Annotated in this window: 14 protein-coding genes; 9 read left to right on the top strand and 5 right to left on the bottom strand. The window is 35.5% G+C overall.

Annotation, left to right across the window (positions count from 1 at the left end; genetic code table 11):
- Window positions 1–327 precede the first annotated feature (327 nt).
- The 7 genes from coxB to ACEL90_RS03275 all read left to right on the top strand — a co-directional run bounded on the left by coxB (window position 328) and on the right by ACEL90_RS03275 (window position 7,590).
- Window positions 328–1,092, top strand: coding sequence for a cytochrome c oxidase subunit II (gene coxB / locus ACEL90_RS03245; RefSeq protein ID WP_012673173.1), 765 nt, complete (start codon window positions 328–330; stop codon window positions 1,090–1,092).
- Between the two features lie 15 nt (window positions 1,093–1,107).
- Entirely contained in the window at window positions 1,108–2,658 is a 1,551-nt protein-coding gene (gene ctaD, locus ACEL90_RS03250) for a cytochrome c oxidase subunit I (RefSeq protein ID WP_423348632.1), read from the top strand.
- A 1-nt stretch (window position 2,659) separates the two neighbouring features.
- Window positions 2,660–3,547 (top strand): heme o synthase, encoded by an 888-nt coding sequence (locus ACEL90_RS03255; protein WP_182309217.1) that lies wholly within the window; start codon window positions 2,660–2,662, stop codon window positions 3,545–3,547.
- Between the two features lie 175 nt (window positions 3,548–3,722).
- Window positions 3,723–4,160 (top strand): ribonuclease HI, encoded by a 438-nt coding sequence (gene rnhA / locus ACEL90_RS03260; protein WP_423348633.1) that lies wholly within the window; start codon window positions 3,723–3,725, stop codon window positions 4,158–4,160.
- Window positions 4,153–7,251 (top strand): AsmA-like C-terminal domain-containing protein, encoded by a 3,099-nt coding sequence (locus ACEL90_RS03265; RefSeq protein WP_423348634.1) that lies wholly within the window; start codon window positions 4,153–4,155, stop codon window positions 7,249–7,251. Before rnhA ends, ACEL90_RS03265 begins: the two co-directional genes overlap by 8 nt.
- Window positions 7,238–7,405 carry a hypothetical protein gene (locus ACEL90_RS03270; protein WP_265044237.1) on the top strand — a complete coding sequence of 56 codons (168 nt, stop codon included), beginning with the start codon at window positions 7,238–7,240 and terminating at the stop codon, window positions 7,403–7,405. Before ACEL90_RS03265 ends, ACEL90_RS03270 begins: the two co-directional genes overlap by 14 nt.
- 62 nt (window positions 7,406–7,467) lie before the next feature.
- Window positions 7,468–7,590 carry a hypothetical protein gene (locus ACEL90_RS03275; RefSeq protein ID WP_423348635.1) on the top strand — a complete coding sequence of 41 codons (123 nt, stop codon included), beginning with the start codon at window positions 7,468–7,470 and terminating at the stop codon, window positions 7,588–7,590.
- Window positions 7,591–7,813: 223 nt separating this feature from the next.
- Here ACEL90_RS03275 and groL read toward each other — a convergent pair whose 3' ends face one another.
- Both groL and ACEL90_RS03285 read right to left on the bottom strand, forming a co-directional pair.
- Window positions 7,814–9,463 (bottom strand): chaperonin GroEL, encoded by a 1,650-nt coding sequence (gene groL / locus ACEL90_RS03280; protein WP_423348636.1) that lies wholly within the window; start codon window positions 9,461–9,463, stop codon window positions 7,814–7,816.
- A 100-nt stretch (window positions 9,464–9,563) separates the two neighbouring features.
- Window positions 9,564–9,854 carry a co-chaperone GroES gene (locus ACEL90_RS03285; RefSeq protein ID WP_423348637.1) on the bottom strand — a complete coding sequence of 97 codons (291 nt, stop codon included), beginning with the start codon at window positions 9,852–9,854 and terminating at the stop codon, window positions 9,564–9,566.
- Between the two features lie 158 nt (window positions 9,855–10,012).
- Between ACEL90_RS03285 and ACEL90_RS03290 the strand changes: the two genes are divergently transcribed.
- A complete protein-coding gene (locus tag ACEL90_RS03290) occupies window positions 10,013–10,819 on the top strand; it encodes a YgfZ/GcvT domain-containing protein (protein ID WP_423348638.1) in 807 nt (268 codons plus the stop codon).
- An 803-nt stretch (window positions 10,820–11,622) separates the two neighbouring features.
- Window positions 11,623–12,918: a Na+/H+ antiporter NhaC family protein gene (locus ACEL90_RS03295; RefSeq protein WP_423348639.1), complete on the top strand. Its 1,296-nt coding sequence runs from the start codon at window positions 11,623–11,625 to the stop codon at window positions 12,916–12,918.
- Window positions 12,919–13,606: 688 nt separating this feature from the next.
- On the opposite strand, the gene argS is transcribed toward ACEL90_RS03295, so the two are convergent.
- The 3 genes from argS to ACEL90_RS03310 all read right to left on the bottom strand — a co-directional run bounded on the left by argS (window position 13,607) and on the right by ACEL90_RS03310 (window position 17,529).
- A complete protein-coding gene (gene argS / locus ACEL90_RS03300; protein ID WP_423349289.1) occupies window positions 13,607–15,313 on the bottom strand; it encodes an arginine--tRNA ligase in 1,707 nt (568 codons plus the stop codon).
- A gap of 95 nt (window positions 15,314–15,408) precedes the next feature.
- The gene (locus ACEL90_RS03305) at window positions 15,409–15,627 is read right to left on the bottom strand and encodes a hypothetical protein (protein WP_077188094.1); all 219 of its coding nucleotides are present in this window, start codon (window positions 15,625–15,627) and stop codon (window positions 15,409–15,411) included.
- 195 nt (window positions 15,628–15,822) lie between these two features.
- A complete protein-coding gene (locus ACEL90_RS03310) occupies window positions 15,823–17,529 on the bottom strand; it encodes an ABC transporter ATP-binding protein (RefSeq protein WP_423348640.1) in 1,707 nt (568 codons plus the stop codon).
- Between the last annotated feature and the right edge of the window lie 416 nt (window positions 17,530–17,945).

The following is a 17,945-nucleotide window of genomic DNA, read 5'->3' on the forward strand; positions in this document are numbered from 1 at the left end:
TTTGATCTTACAGATTATAAACTTGTCATAAAGTTTAATAGTGTCTGTTACTGCTTTTAGGTGTGAGGCTAGAGGGTTATTAGCAGTAACAGACACTATTAAACTTATTATAGAATTTACTTAAAGTAAATACTTAATTTAAAATATTATAATATTTTTACTTACAATAGATTTATGTAAATGCTTTTTTCCTCAATTAGCATTGTACTATTATACTTGTTGAATGCTAAAAAATTATTAACCATCACTAATCTCTATTTGCATAGTAAGTTTATATATACTATTATACAGTATATCACTTAGTTTTATAGCAAACAAACAAAAGATATGGTGAAGTTATTTGCACTATTGATAATATTTTACTCAAATATATCTGTTGCCTCTGCTCCTACTTCCTGGCAATTTGGATTTCCTGCTCCTGCAACTGAAGTAATGGAGGCTGTAGTTAGGTCACATTCGTTTGTGATGCTTGTGATGGTTACAATAATGCTTTTTGTGTGGGCGCTGCTTGCTTATATAGCGTTTCGCTTTCGTAAAAGCAAAGTAACAAACATAAGTAAAACTACCCATAGTGTTCCTTTAGAAATTATTTGGTTTGTTATACCAACTATCATTGTTGGAATATTAGCCTTTGAAAACGCTAAATTACTGAAGCTACAGGAAGAAATACCGAAAGCTGATATAACACTGAAAGTTATTGGCCATCAATGGTATTGGAGTTACCAATATCCAGAATATCAAGGTGTGTCATTTGATAGTTATATTAAGGGAAAAGAAGACTTTATCGAAGGAGATTTAAAGCTATTCTCTGTTGATAACAACATCGTTTTACCCATTAATACTAATGTTCGTTTACAAGTTACAGCAGGAGATGTGATACACAGCTGGGGAGTACCGGCTTTTGGTGTAAAAATTGATGCGATACCAGGTAGGCTGAATGAGGCGTGGTTTAATATCAAAAAGTCTGGTGTTTATTACGGGCAGTGCTATGAATTGTGTGGTCAAGGCCATGGATTTATGCCAATTGTTGTTGAAGCAGTAAGCAAAGAAGATTTTAATAAGTGGATTGAAAATAGAAAATTAGTGAGTTAAATTTGGAGTATAGATATGAGTGACGTACCAAGGGGCATAAAGCGTTGGTTGTTTTCCACTAATCATAAAGACATAGGGACACTGTACATTATTTTTTCCATATTAGCTGGAATTATTGGTGGATTATTATCGGTGATTATTCGCACTCAGCTAATGCACATTAATATACTTAACAATAACTATCAATTATATAACGTAATGGTTACAGGGCATGCGTTGATAATGGTGTTTTTTATGATAATGCCAGCCCTCATGGGAGGATTTGGTAACTGGTTTGTACCTCTCATGATTGGCGCACCAGATATGGCATTTCCTCGTATGAATAATTTAAGTTTTTGGTTATTAGTGTCATCTTTTATTTTGCTCATTCTCTCAGTGTTTATTGGTGAAGGTCCAGGTACAGGTTGGACTTTATATCCACCTTTATCACAGGTAATGTTCCATCCAAGTGCAGGAGTTGACCTTGCTATACTTGCACTCCACATTGCTGGTATGTCGTCAATTGTTGGGGCGATCAACTTTATAGTTACTATATTTAACATGCGCGCAAAAGGAATGTCATTAACTAAGATGCCACTGTTTGTTTGGTCTGTCTTGCTAACAGCATTTATGTTGATTGTTGCCTTACCAGTACTTGCCGGTGCTATAACTATGCTTCTTACTGATCGCAATGTTGGTACTTCCTTTTTTGATCCTGCCGGTGGTGGTGACCCTGTGTTATTTCAACATTTATTTTGGTTTTTTGGTCATCCAGAAGTTTACGTAATTATTTTTCCTGCATTTGGCATCATAAGTCAGGTTGTATCAACTTTTTCTCACAGACCTGTATTTGGTTACATAGGGATGGTTTATGCAATGATAGGTATAGCAGTATTTGGCTTTATGGTTTGGGCTCATCATATGTTCACTGTTGGGCTTAGTGCTGACGCTGCTGCATTTTTTAGCACTACCACAATTTTTATCGGTGTTATAACTGGTGTAAAGGTCTTTAGCTGGATTGCAACTATGTGGGGTGGAGCAATTGAGTTTAAGACCCCTATGCTATTTGCACTAGGTTTTATTTTCATGTTTGTTGGCGGTGGCATAACGGGAATAATTCTTTCTCATGGTGGAATAGATAAGCTCCTGCACGACACCTATTATGTTGTTGCTCACTTCCATTATGTCATGTCACTTGCTGCATTATTTGGAGCTTTTGCTGGCTTTTATTATTGGATTGGTAAAATGTCGGGTAAACAATATAATGAGCGCTTAGGTCAAATCCACTTTTGGCTTACTTTTATTAGCACCAATATCACTTTTTTACCTCAACATTTCTTAGGATTAGCTGGTATGCCAAGGCGTATACCTGATTATCCTGATGCGTTTATCCCTTGGAATTATATATCCTCAATTGGTTCGTATATGTCCTTTGTTTCAGTTATGTTTTTTGTGTTTATAGTTATACATCTTTTTAAATGGGGCAAGAAAGCTGGAGATAATCCTTGGGGAGGTGACACCTTGGAATGGACGGTATCTTCACCACCGCCTTTTCATACTTTCGAAAAACCACCAGTGGTAAAATAGAATGTACACAAGTGTTTTGCTAAATGTTGAATCAACAATACTGGATTTTTGGCGTTTGCTGAAGCCAAGGATAATGTATCTTGTGGTATTTACTGCAGTTGCTGGTATGGTTACTGCACCAGGTAGTATGCACCCTTTTCTAGCACTAATATCTCTTATATGTGTTGCTCTTGGCTCAGGATCTGCAGGTGCTATAAATATGTGGTATGACAGAGACATAGATCTGCTCATGGAAAGGACAAAAAACCGCCCTATACCCTCAGGTAGAGTTTCTGCAGAAAGTGCGCTTGAATTTGGTATAACTCTTGGAATATTGTCAGTATTTATCATGGCAATAGCAGTAAACTATATTTCTGCTGCTTTGCTTGCTGTTAGCATATTATTTTACGTTTTCATATATACAATTTGGCTAAAAAGGCGTACTCCGCAGAATATCGTTATCGGTGGTGCAGCAGGTGCTTTCCCTCCAATGATTGGCTGGGCAGTTGTGACTAATTCTGTAAGTTGGGAAAGTTTCATTTTATTTTTAGTAATTTTTATGTGGACTCCACCACACTTTTGGGCCCTATCTTTAAATAAGTCTGAAGACTATGCAAAGGCATCAATTCCAATGTTCAATATTGTTTATGGTCCGGAAAAAACAAGAAAATATATATTAATTTATAGTGTTTTGCTGGTGCTAACTAGCTTGCTTCCGGCTCTATTTTTGAAAAAGGCTTTACTTTATCTAAGCATGGCAACCTTTGAAGGTTGCGTTTTTATTTGGTACGCTGTATCTGTTATGAAGTTCAAGAATCACAGCTCACAGAAAAAAATGTTTTCTTATTCAATTTCTTATCTATTTTCCCTATTCGCCAGTATTATTTTTTGTTCTATTGATTTATTTTAGTTATGAAAGAACGGCAGAAGCATAAAAACTATTTTTTACTTTTCCTTTTGGTAATGCTCGTTGTCACACTTTTTTTTGTTTCTATAATAAAATTTAAAGGTGCAGCTTAAACTACCTTTAGAAATTGTGCTTTCATAAAAGCAACTATATACTTTGTTAACCGATATAAGCAAAGGTGAGTAAAAAAGAAGTGACAATATATACGGATGGGGCGTGTTCTGGTAATCCTGGAGCGGGAGGATGGGCAGCTATCATATTATTTCAAGATTACAGAAAAGACATTTGTGGTAGAGAAGAAAATACCACAAACAATAAAATGGAGTTAACAGCGGTGATCAATGGGCTGAAAGTATTGAAATTTTCTTGTAATATTAATTTATATACGGATAGTCTTTATGTTAAGCATGGCATAACAGAATGGATAAATAAGTGGAAAATGAATGGCTGGAAAGCAAGTAATAAAAAATCAGTAAAAAATATGGAATTGTGGAAAGAGCTAGACAACGTTGCTTCACAACACGAAATTGATTGGAAGTGGGTTAAAGCACACAGTGGCGATAAGTATAATGAGGAGACTGATAGTTTAGCAAGAAAAGCAATAATCGATGCTTAAAAAAATTACTATATTATTTTCCGTAGCTTTATTATTCATATTGTGCTTCTTTATTTTTTTTAAGCCTTTAGAAATCAATATTAATTATATTGATTTTTATGTTAAATATAAAATATCAAAAATATTTGTTGGCTCAAGCGTTAATATGGAGAATACCTCAGTTGTTTGGCAGAAAGATGGCAAAGATCCGTATTTAGTCATTGCGGATTTGGCAATAGCAAACCCTAATTTTACTATAAAAGTTCCTGAGCTTTTTGTACATTTTAAGTTAAGTTCCTTATTTAAAGCTAGCACAAATCTCTCTCAGGTTTCAGCTGATAATGTGCATGTATGTATCAAGAGAGAAGAAACTAATGTTAATCCGCAAAACTCATTAGACCTTTTGGATAATCATTATTTAAGTAGTAACCGCCTTCCTTCGGTGTCATTCCAGCGCGTGACGCTGGAATCTAGAAAAAAAGAAACAAGTAGTCAAGCTACTTGGATGACAAGGACGAGTGCTGGGATGACAGGGAAGAATTTCAAGATGACAGAAAGTAGTGCAAAAAATCTATTAAAAACAATAAGGGAATTTTTTTTTGACTTAAATGCGGATTCAAAAATTGAATTTACTAACATCGCTATTGATAAAAGCACAGAAGATGAATTTTTTATTGATAAATTATATATAGGGAAGGGGGAAGATTTTAATGTTTTAGATATTCATGTGAATACAAAAGATGGAAAGGGATTTTTGGATGATTTATCAATTACGATAAAAAATCGCAACAATTTGCTAAATGTGTACGGGACATTTTATGATCTAAAATTGGGACTATTGAGCAAGTTTTCTACATTAGTTAAAAGCTACAATTTGGACAAAAATATAGGATTCAAAGGAAGCTTCTCAGTGAAAATTAATAAAAAGGATGAAATTGTAGATGGAAATATATACGTATTAAATACAGAAAATTATTTGAACAAAAATTTGGCCTTAACTAATGTAAATATAAATTTAACATATAGTGATGGAATTATTAGTGTAAAAAACTTTCATTTTAAGTTAAATGGCACGTATCTCTCTTTAATAGGCAAAATGAACTTTAGTACAAGCCATGCTTTGCTTAGAATTAATATTAGTAAGTTTGCTGCAAAGGATTTATGTACTTATATACCAAATAGTGTAGTAAATAGTAAATTTAAAAGCTGGTATTGTGATAATATTGATGGGGATGTTTTAAATACCATTGTAAGTTTCAATGGCAAAATTAACAATTTGGTTGATGACGATCTGTCAGACATTGTAATTGTTGCTGATATAGAAAACGGTAGCGTAAAATTTGATGAAGATCTTGAGCAAGTAAAGGAATTAAAGGGTGATTTGATCATCAAGAATAACGATCTTGAAATTACTGTAAATAGCGCTAAGTTTCAGAATTTCACTGTTAATGGTGGTGATATTGAAATGAAATCTCTAAATAAGGAAGATTCAGTTCTAACCATTAATGGCAAAGCTGTAAGTGATGCGTATGGTTTATATGAGCCTATAAGATTTAAGCTGGATGATGTGGTGAAGGTTGAAAGGGATAAAGTAAGTGGAATGGCAAAATCCGTATTTAATTTTCGCATTTTTAATCTAAATGCTGATGACAAAAAAGTAGACTTCTCAGCAAATTTTCATTCTGAAATTGACAATTTGGCCGTCTATAATGCAAGTCTTGGTAAATATGATATTAAGATTAGTTTTGGCAGTGACTTTATAGATTTAAATGGTAGTGGTATGGTGAATAACACACAGCTATTATTTGACCTGAAAAGTAGCAATAGGAATGAAAGTTTCGCCTGGAATTTGACCGGAGATTTACCCGCTCAAATATTTAATTTTGATAGTGGCTATGTCAGTGCAAATTTAGAGTCAGTGATAAATCAAGATAAGACGGGGTATGTTAATGGTGATATAGATTTATCAGAATTTGAATCACATTCAAGCTACTTAGGGTGGAAAAATCGCTTTGAAGATCACAATAAAATTTTGTTTTCTACAAGGTTAAAAGGAGCAGGTGAATTGTTAGTAGATAAATTAGACATTGTAGGAAATGACCTAGATATAAAATTCAGCGGAAGAGTAGAAAATGGAAATTTATATTTAAATTCTAGTAGCTTTAAATTGCCTGATAATGATTTTAGTATAGAAATTGAATCAGGTAAGGAGAAAAATGCCATAACTATTTATGGTGAGGAAATTAACTTAAGTGATATTTTAGGCTTGCTTGGCAAAAACAGTAATGGATTAAATAAAGATATAGAGATTAGTATGAATGTTGACAATGTAATTATGAAAGAAGGCATCGTTATCAAAAATGCTAAGCTGAATGTAACCTGTACTAAAGGTAATTGCAATGGAAGTCAATTTACAGGGCAGTTTCTGGAAGATAGCAGCAACATACTAGCAGAATACAGTGGAATAGGGCTCGAAATATATGCGGATAATTCAGGTATGCTTTTGCGTTCCTTAGGCATTAGTAAATCAATTAAAAACGGCAAATTGTCTTTTTATCTCTCTCCTCAGAGAGAAAGTGGAGAACATTATGGTACGTTATCCATTAGCAATTTCTACATCAAAGATGCTCCACTACTTACTACTTTATTGTCGATGTCTTCATTGCCTGGCATTGTAAATGCCATAAAAAATGAAGGTGTATACTTTTACAAATGTAATGCACCTTTTTCATACAAAGATGGCACTATTGAAATTGAAGAATCTTGGCTTGAAGGGGCGGAGTTAGGTATTAGCACTGGTGGTAAGCTCGATATTAGAAATTATAAATTCCAGGTTGCAGGACAAGTAATACCATCATATTCAATTAATAAATCTTTGTTAAAAATTCCTATAATTGGAAAACTTCTTACTGGTGGGAAAAGTAGGGGAATCGTTTCAATAGACTATAAAGCAAGTGGTGATGACAAAAACAATAACGTATCTGTTGATCTTATCTCTTCGCTAACTCCAAACCTATTAAAGAGGTTATTGGGAGTGTTTGATCGCATTATGACAAAAACTAACGAAAGTGGCTTAAAAGGTGGTGTAAAAAAGAAATTTGGTTCGATATGACCAAAAGGGAAGTTATTTAACAAAATTATGGACAAAAATGCAAGAATTTCAGAATGATCTACCTGGTTTTTTATTTAGTTGTTTAAGTAATACCACTCCCTTTAACCTCTCTATATTTGCTGAACAACTAAAAAGGGTAGGGGGGTGGTTGTAAATTGTATCTGTTCAGCAGAGTGGCAAAATAAGGTAGACGAGAAAAGACAACTATAGGAACAAATGGGTGTCATGCCAGTGCGTGACACTGGTTTCCATCCAAAAGGGTGTCATCCCAGTGTCAGCTACTTTCATGACATCGTTTACTATGTGCCATATTGTAATGTTCGTACAGTTGTGGAATGAATCGCGGTATGACGTGTTGCTTGGGTCAGCTATAGTATAAATATACTAGGGGTTATAGTTTTCTTATGCTGCCTTTTTGTTATTAGACAACCACAATATAAAGGAGTGAAACGGATGCAAACAGTAGTGCATTTCTGCACCAAACGTATTACCTTTAACGAATAGTAAAATGTGAGATTTTTTGGAACTACCGTGGAGCAATTGCTCCACGGTTTCATTCTACTTAGAATCCACCCATGCCACTCATTTCTCCTGCACCCATAGGAGATGAAGCATTTTCTTTGCTTGGTACATCAACTATCATAGATTCAGTAGTAATCAGTACACTCGCAACAGATATCGCTGTTTCAAAAGCAATGCGCACCACTTTTGCTGGATCAATCACACCAGCTGTAAATGCATTAGCGTAATTCATAGCCTCAACGTTGTATATAAGCTCTTTATCATTCTGCTTAATCAAATAGTCAATTATAACAGCAGATTCAAGACCAGCATTTTTGACTAACCTTCTAATTGGAGCACTGAGAACTTTCTTGATAATGTTTATGCCTATTTGTTCCTCGTCACTTGCACCTTTTAATTTGTCGAGAACAGATGAAGCATAAAGAAGCGCAACCCCACCACCTGGAACTATACCTTCTTCAATTGCAGCTCTTGTTGCATGCAGCGCATCTTCGACTCTATCTCTACGTTCTTTAACTTCCACTTCAGTTGCTCCACCAACTTTGAGCACAGCAACGCCACCTGATAATTTTGCTAAACGTTCTCTTAGCTTTTCTTTATCATAATCAGAAGTTGAAGTTTCAATTTGAGATTTAATCTGCCCGATTCTAGCTTTCACACTGTCAGAATCGCTATTTTCGCTGACAACTGTGGTATTATCTTTAGTAATTTTAACATTTTTAGCCGTACCAAGATCATCAAGCGTGAGATCTTCCATCTTGATTCCAAGTTCATCTTTTATGACGTACTTAGCACCAGTTAAAGTTGCTATGTCTTCGAGCATCTCCTTTCTTCTGTCACCAAAACCTGGAGCTTTTACTGCAGCAACTTTTAAACCACCACGCAATTTATTGATAACTAAAGTGCTTAATGCTTCACCTTCGATATCCTCTGCAATAATAACCAAAGGTTTACCAGATTTAACAATAGCTTCAAGAATAGGAAGTAAAGGTTGAATAATATTTAATTTTTTCTCTGTAATTAATAGATAAGGATTATCAAGCTCCACGATCATTTTTTCATTATTTGTAATAAAATACGGAGAGAGATAACCGCGATCAAATTGCATGCCAGTGGTCAGCTCAACTTCTAACTCTTTTGAACCTTTACTCTCTTCAACAGTTATTACACCCTCTTTTCCAACTTTTTTCACGGAATCAGCGATACTGTTACCTATATCCTTATCACCATTTGCAGAGATTATTGCAACTTGTGCCACTTCGTCTATTTTCTCTAGAGAAATTGTACGAGACATTGACGCAATTTCCTTTAATATTACATCTTTTGCCTTCTGTATTCCGTTTTTAATACCAACACGATCGTTTCCAGCAGCAATTGATTTTGAAGCTTCCATTATCATGTTGCTAGTTAGTATTGAGCACGTTGTTGTACCATCACCAACTTTGTCGTTACATTGAGAACAACTTTGTGCAAAGATGCTTGCTATCGCAGCGTTTAATGGTTTTTCAGGCTTGATACCCTTCATCACCTTATAACCATCTTTTGTAATTTCTGGTGCTCCATAGGGCTTATTAATCCCTACTGTTTTTCCTCTAGGCCCTGCAGTTATTGCCACCGTTGAATCCACTATTGCTGCAACTTCACGAAAGGCTTCTTGCAACTGCTCACCTGATACTACTACATTAGTCATTTTTATCACCTCTTGTTAATAAAAAATTTAGAAAACTATAATAAAATCATTTACAATGCGCCATGTTGCGCTTTGTTTCAGTTTAGTAAAATAAAGACTGCTACTTAATGACAGCAAGTATATCGGATTCCTTCATCACGATAAGCTTCTCATTATTATGTTCTATTTCTGTACCAGCCCATTGGCGATAGAACACTTTATCACCAGCTTTCACAGTTAAAGTTACGCGTTCGCCACTTGAATTGCGCGAACCTTCACCAATTGCTATAACTTCACCTTTAGTAGGTTTCTTTTCAGCACTTGATGGAAGCACAATTCCACCTTGCTTTTCTCCGCCAATAGGCTTGATCAGCACGCTATCATCTAATACATTTAAACTTACACCTGACATTTGTTTTTCCTCATCAACAAATTAACTTATAAGTTTATATGTATATACTCGTAAGTTAGATTTCAAGGGCTGGAGCTTGTAAAATATGCACGCCAAAAGCAGTTTCTAAAAGAGCCTAATGTTATATAATAAAATTTAGATTTATTTATAGAGATTTCATGAGTTATATACCATTTTTAAGTCGTGGTGTGATAGTGCTATATGGGCCTGACACTAGAGATTTTCTGCAGGGTATTATAACCAATGATATTAATAAGTTGGATAGCCAAAAAGCCATTTACTCTTTATTGCTTAGCCCTCAGGGAAAATATCTATATGATTTTTTTCTTATTGAATATGGTAAATACACCCTCTTGGAGTGCGAAAACATGCACTTGCAGCAAATAATCGAGAAACTGGATTTGCTTAAAACTTATTTGAAAGTGAAAATTAAGGACGTTAGCGCACTATATAAGGTTGGAGTTTTGTTTAATACTAAGTTGGCGGAGTGTAGTAGTGAATCACAAGTTATTTTTCAAGATCCAAGGCACAAGCTGCTAGGAATGAGGATCATACATAAAGATGAAATAAAAGAGCCGGTTGGGGATTTTACTCAGTATGAAAAAGTCAGAATTCAAAATCTCGTTCCAGATGGAGTGAAAGATATGGTGCAGAATTCATCGTTTCCGCTGCAATTTTTAATCGATAAAGTAAACGGTATAAGCTTTAATAAGGGGTGTTATATAGGTCAGGAAGTTGTAAATCGAATGAGCAGACAAGAAATATTCAGAAGAAAACTTTACCTTGTTGAGGGGGATAACGCACTTCCAGATATTGGCACTAAAGTGACAAATGAAAACAATGAGGAAATAGGGGAACTGCGCTCTAGTGTAGACAACATTGGATTTGCATTGCTTAATACTGGAAAGAGCCATGCAAATTTATATGCAGATGGAGTTAGGTGCGTTAAGACGTTGAAGTCTTAAGGTAGCGCATATAGAAACGAAAAACTTGCTTGACACCCTTCGCCAACCCCCTTATCATGAAACTGAAGCTATTTATTTATCTTCTCTGTACAGATTAAATGACAAAAAAACTCAACGTATCTGGCGTCTCATGTTTAATTTTTTGCACTATGTGCACCTTATGTCTTTACCAAACTTCTACCTACATAAGCTGAAACGCGCTTATAAAGCGTTTAAAACATAAAAAAACGCCAACTTAAAAAATGGATAGTGAATAACTAGCTACCCTAGGGTTTCTTTTGCCTTTTTTTTCGTTTGGCAAATTTTTTAACATTTATAGCTAAACGACAACCGTCATCCCGTTACTTGTTAGCGGGATCTAGAGATACCACGGCGGTATGACGGTTCGCAGCGGTATAGTAACTCGTCATCCCGCTGCTTGTTGGCGGCTAAGGGATACTGCGAATGAATCGCGGTATGACGGTTCGCGGCGGTATGACGTAGAGCTCGCGTTAGCTATACTTTTATACTCACCAACTCAGCTGGATCCAAGTAGTCAGCTACTCGGATGACATCTTTGTGTTTGAGGCAAAACCAGCTATAACATTTCTTCGCAAACAAATGTTCGTACAGTTGTGCGCGTGATGCTGGAATCTAGACAACAATTAGATCCTATTGTCAAGCAATAAGCTACATGTGCTATTTATTTAGTAGATTAAATATGAAGTTTAAAACTCTGCTATTGACTTCCTGTAGAACTAGTGAAAACTAAACTTGCTTAAAACCACTTAATTAATTATAGTTATAAGTTTAGGTACAGTAAAATGACAGCTTTTGTCCCCTTGATTATTTTTTTGATCTTGTATCTTGGAAGTGGTGCTTATTTTTCTTTTATCGGAACTGATAATCCACTTCATCAGGTTTCACCAGTAGTCTGCTTATTACCAGCACTATTTTTTGCTGTCTCACGTGGTACAAATAAAATTCAGCATAACATCGATACTGTTATCAAGGGCATGGGTGACAAAAACACCCTTACTATGTGTTTAATTTTTTTATTTTCTGGAGCATTTTCTGCGGTGACTCAATCAATCGGTAGCGCAGACACTGTTGCTAATTTAATTCTTAATTTCCTTCCAGCAAGATTACTGCTGCCTGGAGTATTTTTGGCTTCTGCTTTTATTTCAACTGCAATTGGCACATCTATGGGAGTTGTTGCGCTGATGGTACCTATAGCTGTTAATCTGGCAAAAAGTGGAGCTTTTGGTCTCGAAATAGGAACTGCAACTGTAGTAGGTGGTGCCGTGTTTGGCGATAACCTTTCGATGATATCTGATACCACCATTGCATCTGTTTCTTCACAGGAAGCTTCAGCAAAAGATAAACTTAAAATGAACTCTAAAGTTGCACTTATTGCCAGCATTATAACACTCATCTACCTAGCAGTTGCCTCAAATAGTACAAAAATTATTTCTATATCAAATTTAGATTATTATTCTATAATAAAAATTATTCCTTACATTTCTTTAATAATCATGGGGCTGCTTGAAGTCGCCACTTTAGTAACAATAACTATAAACATAATTATTGCCGGTGTGCTAGGAATAACTTTTTTTGACTATGCTATCATTCAATTTCCTCATGACGTGTATGACGGTTTCAAAAAAGTAAACGAAATAGTGATATTTGCTCTATTTATCGGTGGATTGAGCCATATAATGTACAAGCAAGGTCAAAAAGCGTTGCATAAACTCATCGATGAAAGCAATATCACAAAAACTAAAGCTGAATTTGTGATAGCAGGAATTGCGTCTATGTTTACTGCCTTAGTTGCCAATAATACCATTGCTATTTTACTAAGTGGTGGCATTGCAAAAGGGCTTGCACAAAAACACAGTATTGCGCCACATCGCAGCGCATACTTATTAGATGTTTTTGCTTGTACTACAAAAGGTATCTTACCTTATGGTTCCCAACTATTGCTAGCAGGTAGCATCGCCTCTGTATCACCTATTTCTTTATTAACACAGGTATATTATTGCTTTATTCTAGCGGCAGTTACAATAGGCGAAATAATCATCAACAGCAGAAAAGAGAAACATTGTGCGGCTGCAACTTAGAGTTTCTCTTTTTTTACCCATAAGGAACGGAATTACTTGACACCCTTCGCCAACCCCCTTATCATGAAAACGAAGCTATTTATTTATCTTCTCTGTACAGATTAAATGACAAAAAAACTCAACGTATCTGGCGTCTCATGTTTAATTTTTCGCACTACGTGCATCGCATGTCTTTAAAAATTTCTGGGTTTTTACCTATATAAGCCGAAACGCGCTTACAAAGCGTTTAAGACAGCAAAAAACGTCAAATTGACAAGGGAGAATTTGAATGCTAGCTACTACGGGGTTTCTTTGCCTTTTTTTCTGTTTAGTAAATTTCTTAATGTTTATAATTTAGATTAGTTGCAGCTTAAAAGCAGCTGAGTCGTGGTTATTAGACGTTTAGAATAAAAAAACGCCATACTTGAAAGTATAATGTAAGTAACTAGCCAACCACGGGGCTTCTTTTGCCTTTTTTTCGCTTGGTAAATTTCTTAATATTTATAGCTAAACGACAACCGTCATCCCGCTACGTGTTAGCGGGATCTATGCTAATGCCCTTTTATTCTTTCAATTATGTTATTTCCATTTAAATCTGTCTGTTCCGCAACTTCAGTGAATACAGTTGAATACTCCCTAAAACTGATCGTCATAACTTTACCCTACTTTGAATAATATTTTGATCATTACATATTGTAACAAAAAAAAATCAACTCATTTCTTCTAACGGCTCTATATTAAAGATAGAAAGTCCAGAAGCAATGACGTGTGCTAAGGCCTGCACGAGAAACATTCTTGCAGCGGTGAGGTTTAAGTTGTCTTCCAGTATGAAACGCATGTTTAAATCACTCTTGCCATACCCCCATAAAACGTGAAACGCTTCTGCAACTTCAAGTAAGTAGAAAGTAATTCTGTGTGGCTCACAAAGCCTTGCTGCAATTTCTACCACATCTGGCCACTTTGCTAAGGTTTTTATGAGGAAGAGCTCTCCACCTGTCCTTAAAAGTGAAGGATCTGCTGTTGGGAGCTCTTTTGGAGCATTACGCATTAACGAATGAGCACGAGCATGCGCATATTGCACGTAAAAAATAGGGTTGTCTTTTGACTGTTCTTTAACTTTAGCAAAATCAAAGTCCAAGACCATATCATTCTTGCGTGTTAGCATTATAAAACGAGTTATGTCCCTGCCAACTTCTTCCACTACATCCCTTGCTGTGAGGAAATTTCCTGATCTTTTGGACATCTTAACAGGTTTGCCATTCTCGAAAAAATTCACAATATTATGCAGTTTTACCTCTATTTTTGCTTGATCATCACTTAGCGCAGAGACGACTGCTTTAAGTCTTTTGACATAACCGCCGTGGTCACTACCAAGCTCTACGATCATATTGTTAAAACCACGTGATATCTTATCAAAATGGTAAGCAATATCCGAGGCAAAATAAGTCCAACTGCCGTCCTCTTTTTTCAGTGCGCGGTCAACATCATCGCCAAATTTTGTAGAGCGAAATAACATTTCTTTTCTGGAAGTCCAATTTTCACTTTCTTTGCCTTTTGGTTTCTCCAGGTACCCTTCATACACTAGACCCTTGTCAGACAATATCTTTATACTCTCTTCAATTTTGCCACTTTTTTGTAGCTCATACTCTGAAGTAAAAACATCATGATTTACTCCAAGTAAGTTCATGTCTTCCTTTATGATTTCTAAGATAGAACTTAAAGTATAGTCTCTAATCACTTGATTATCTTGCTTTTCTAGAAGCTCTGCGCCATATTTTTTGGCCAGCCCAGTCCCTATTGGTTTTAAATATTCACCTGGGTATAAACCTTTTTCGATGCTGATTTTTTCTCCCAGAGTTTCCTTATACCGCAAATATACTGACCGAATTAGCGTATCTATCTGCGCTCCAGCATCATTAATATAGTATTCCTTAGTAACTTTATAACCAACTTTTTTCAATAAATTTGCCAGAACGTCACCAAATACTGCCCCTCTTGCATGACCAATATGCAGTGGACCAGTTGGATTTGCAGATACAAATTCAACATTGATGGCCTGATTGTTCCCTATATCTAGGGTGCCAAACTCTGTTTTTAGCTCATTTATTTGTTTTAAAATCCCATGCCATACTTTTATTTTTAAGTGTATGTTGATGAAACCAGGGCCCGCTATTTCCACTTTTGCAACTTCATCAAAAAGTTCAAATTCTTTGGCTAAAACCTCTGCAATTTCAATGGGATTCTTCTTTTCATGCTTTGCGAGTACCATAGCAACGTTTGTGTAAATGTCTCCATGTGCTCTGTTACTTGGGGGTTCTACGATAAAGTTTGTTGTATCTGTATTTATAATACCCCTTTGCTTCAACTCGTTTAATTTACTCAAAATTAAGGAAGAAGCCCTTTTGAAAATGTTCATCAACTAGAAAAACTATGAAAACCTCCAACAATATAGCGAATAAGTGGGGCTAGTTGAAGGTTTATCTTAACTATTTTATCTTCCTGGATCAGAGTTTATATTAAGTCGTTGCCGTAACCATGGTAAGAGAAAGCCATACCTTCACTGTAACCATCATTACCAGCATCAGGTTCTTTAACATCATCAGTTACTACCTGATCTTCAGTTGTGATTTTATCCTTGATCGTCTCGTCTACACCCTCATCACTATAAGAAAATTTGTTAGTATATGAATAGCGATTATTGATTTTATCACTATAGTTATGTTTTAACATAGAGACCTCCTATACAGTCAAAATTGGAATTACATTAAGATAGAACAAGCTATGAATATAACGTGAATGAAAGAAACTACAGATCACGAAATTTCCGGATAACTATGGAACCATTATAAAATAATAAAATTAAAAATTTAATAATTTTAATTATAAATCTAGCATATCAACTAACGGTATGATTTAAATTTTCTTTCAATTCCACTGTATCTTCGCCAGTTTTGCATATAGCCCGTCTTTACTTATTAGAGAGTCATGAGTGCCTACTTCTTCTACTTTTCCATGATTAATTACTATAATCTTGTCAGTCTTGAGTGCGGTTGATAGCCTGTGTGTAATTACGATTGTTGTTCTGTTTTGCATTAACGTGCTCAATGCTTTTTGCACGAGGTTCTCACTTTTGTAATCAAGGGCAGAGGTTGCTTCATCCAGTATTAAAACCTGAGGATTGTTGAGTATGGCCCTTGCTATTACAATACGTTGTTTTTGTCCTTCAGAAAGTTTTAATCCTCTTTTTCCTACAAATGTATCAAATTTATCAGGCAGCTTATCAATAAATTCCATCGCATAAGCGCTGATGGCTGCTTGCTTCACTTCCTCATATTCGGCACCTGGTTTGCCATATAGTATATTTTCCATTATTGAGCAAGAGAATATCATGTGATCTTGTGGCACTAAGCCAAACAACGATCTGAGGTCATTTAGCGCAATTGACTTAATATTGTGCCCATCGATAGTAATGCTACCTTTGTTTGGATCATGAAAACGGAGCAGAAGCTTTAAAATGGTGCTTTTACCACTGCCAGATGGTCCAACAATTGATACTGCTTGACCTGCCTCTATAGAAAATGATACGTTATCTAATGCTGGCTTATCAGCATAAAAAAATGTTACACCATTAAACGAAATTCCCTTTTGAACACTACAAATTTTTATAGGATCATCGGGATCTGCTATAGAGCTTTTCATATTTTTAAATTCAAATAAACGCTCTACTATTCCAAGACCTCGTTGTAAATCACTGATATTATCGCTCAAATTATTTATAGCTCCTGCCGCAAGCGCTGAATAAAACACAAATGAGGAGAGTTCTCCAATAGTTATATTATTGCTTAAGACTTCTTTAATACCAAAAAAGAGCAAAACAACTAGTGAACCTATCACACACGTGATAACTAGAGTTACTAGAATAGCACGCAAGAGTACTAATTTTACGTATGATTTTGATACTGAGTTTAAATACTCCTTAAAACGGGTTTTTTCATTTTCTTCGAGTACAAACGATTTGATAGTCACTATAGATCTAAAATTTTCCTCACTAAATGACGCAAGCTCACTTAATTTATCCTGGGCAAAGCGTGCATAGCTACGCACTTTTTTTCCAAGTGAGGTCATGATAATGAGTAGTATAGGTATTATTGCGGCTGCATACGCAGTTAGTTGTATATTTGTATATAATAACATAGCAACACTGCCAATCAGAATCACAAAATTTCGTAATATGGTTATTAAGCTGCTGTTTATTATTGATTGCAGCACAGAGGTATCAGTAATTAACGCTGAGATAACATCTTGTACGCCTGTGTTCTCAAAGAAACTTGGTTGCAAGTTAGTGATACTGCTATATAAGTCATATCTGATTCTTGCGATAACTTTCTCGCTGCCAATGCCAATGAAATATAACCGAGTAAATGCAGTGAGAGAAATGGCTAAAACTATAAGTATTGCAACTAATAGTTTGGTAGTAAAATCGTGCTCTGTGCCAGAATCAATTATATTGCTTAAGCCTCTGCCAAAGAGGAGGATCGTTAAGGCTGAAAATAAAACTGCAATAAAAGCTATGACAAAATAGGATAGATTAGGCTTTATATAGTAAAATAACTGCCTAATATTAGATCGCATCTTATTTTAAAGTTTCTAAAGTTAAGTATATAGATTTTAGTTTCAGGGGAAAGGGGAAAGGTGTAGTATGAAGCAATTTAGGTTCTGCAGCTGTTGTGATTTTAGTCCACCAAGAAAGGGTAGTAGCTCGCAGAAACAAAAAACTTACTTGACACCCTCCGCCAGCGCCCTTATCATGATGGTGAAGCTATTGTGTTTGCTTTCGCCAATCTGCAGATTAAAAGGTAAGGATTACTTAATGTATCGGCGTCTTATGTTCAATTTTTTGCAGTATATAGATACTGTATGTCTTTACAAAACTTCATCTACATCTAGATTTTTATCTAAATAAGCTGAACGCGCTTATAAAGCGTTACAAGACATCAAAAAATGCCAATACTCGACAGAGATAGTAAAAGACTAGCTAACTCGGGGAT

The organism is Wolbachia sp. wLmal (genome assembly GCF_049435495.1).
In the GTDB taxonomy this organism is placed as follows: Bacteria; Pseudomonadota; Alphaproteobacteria; order Rickettsiales; family Anaplasmataceae; genus Wolbachia; species Wolbachia pipientis.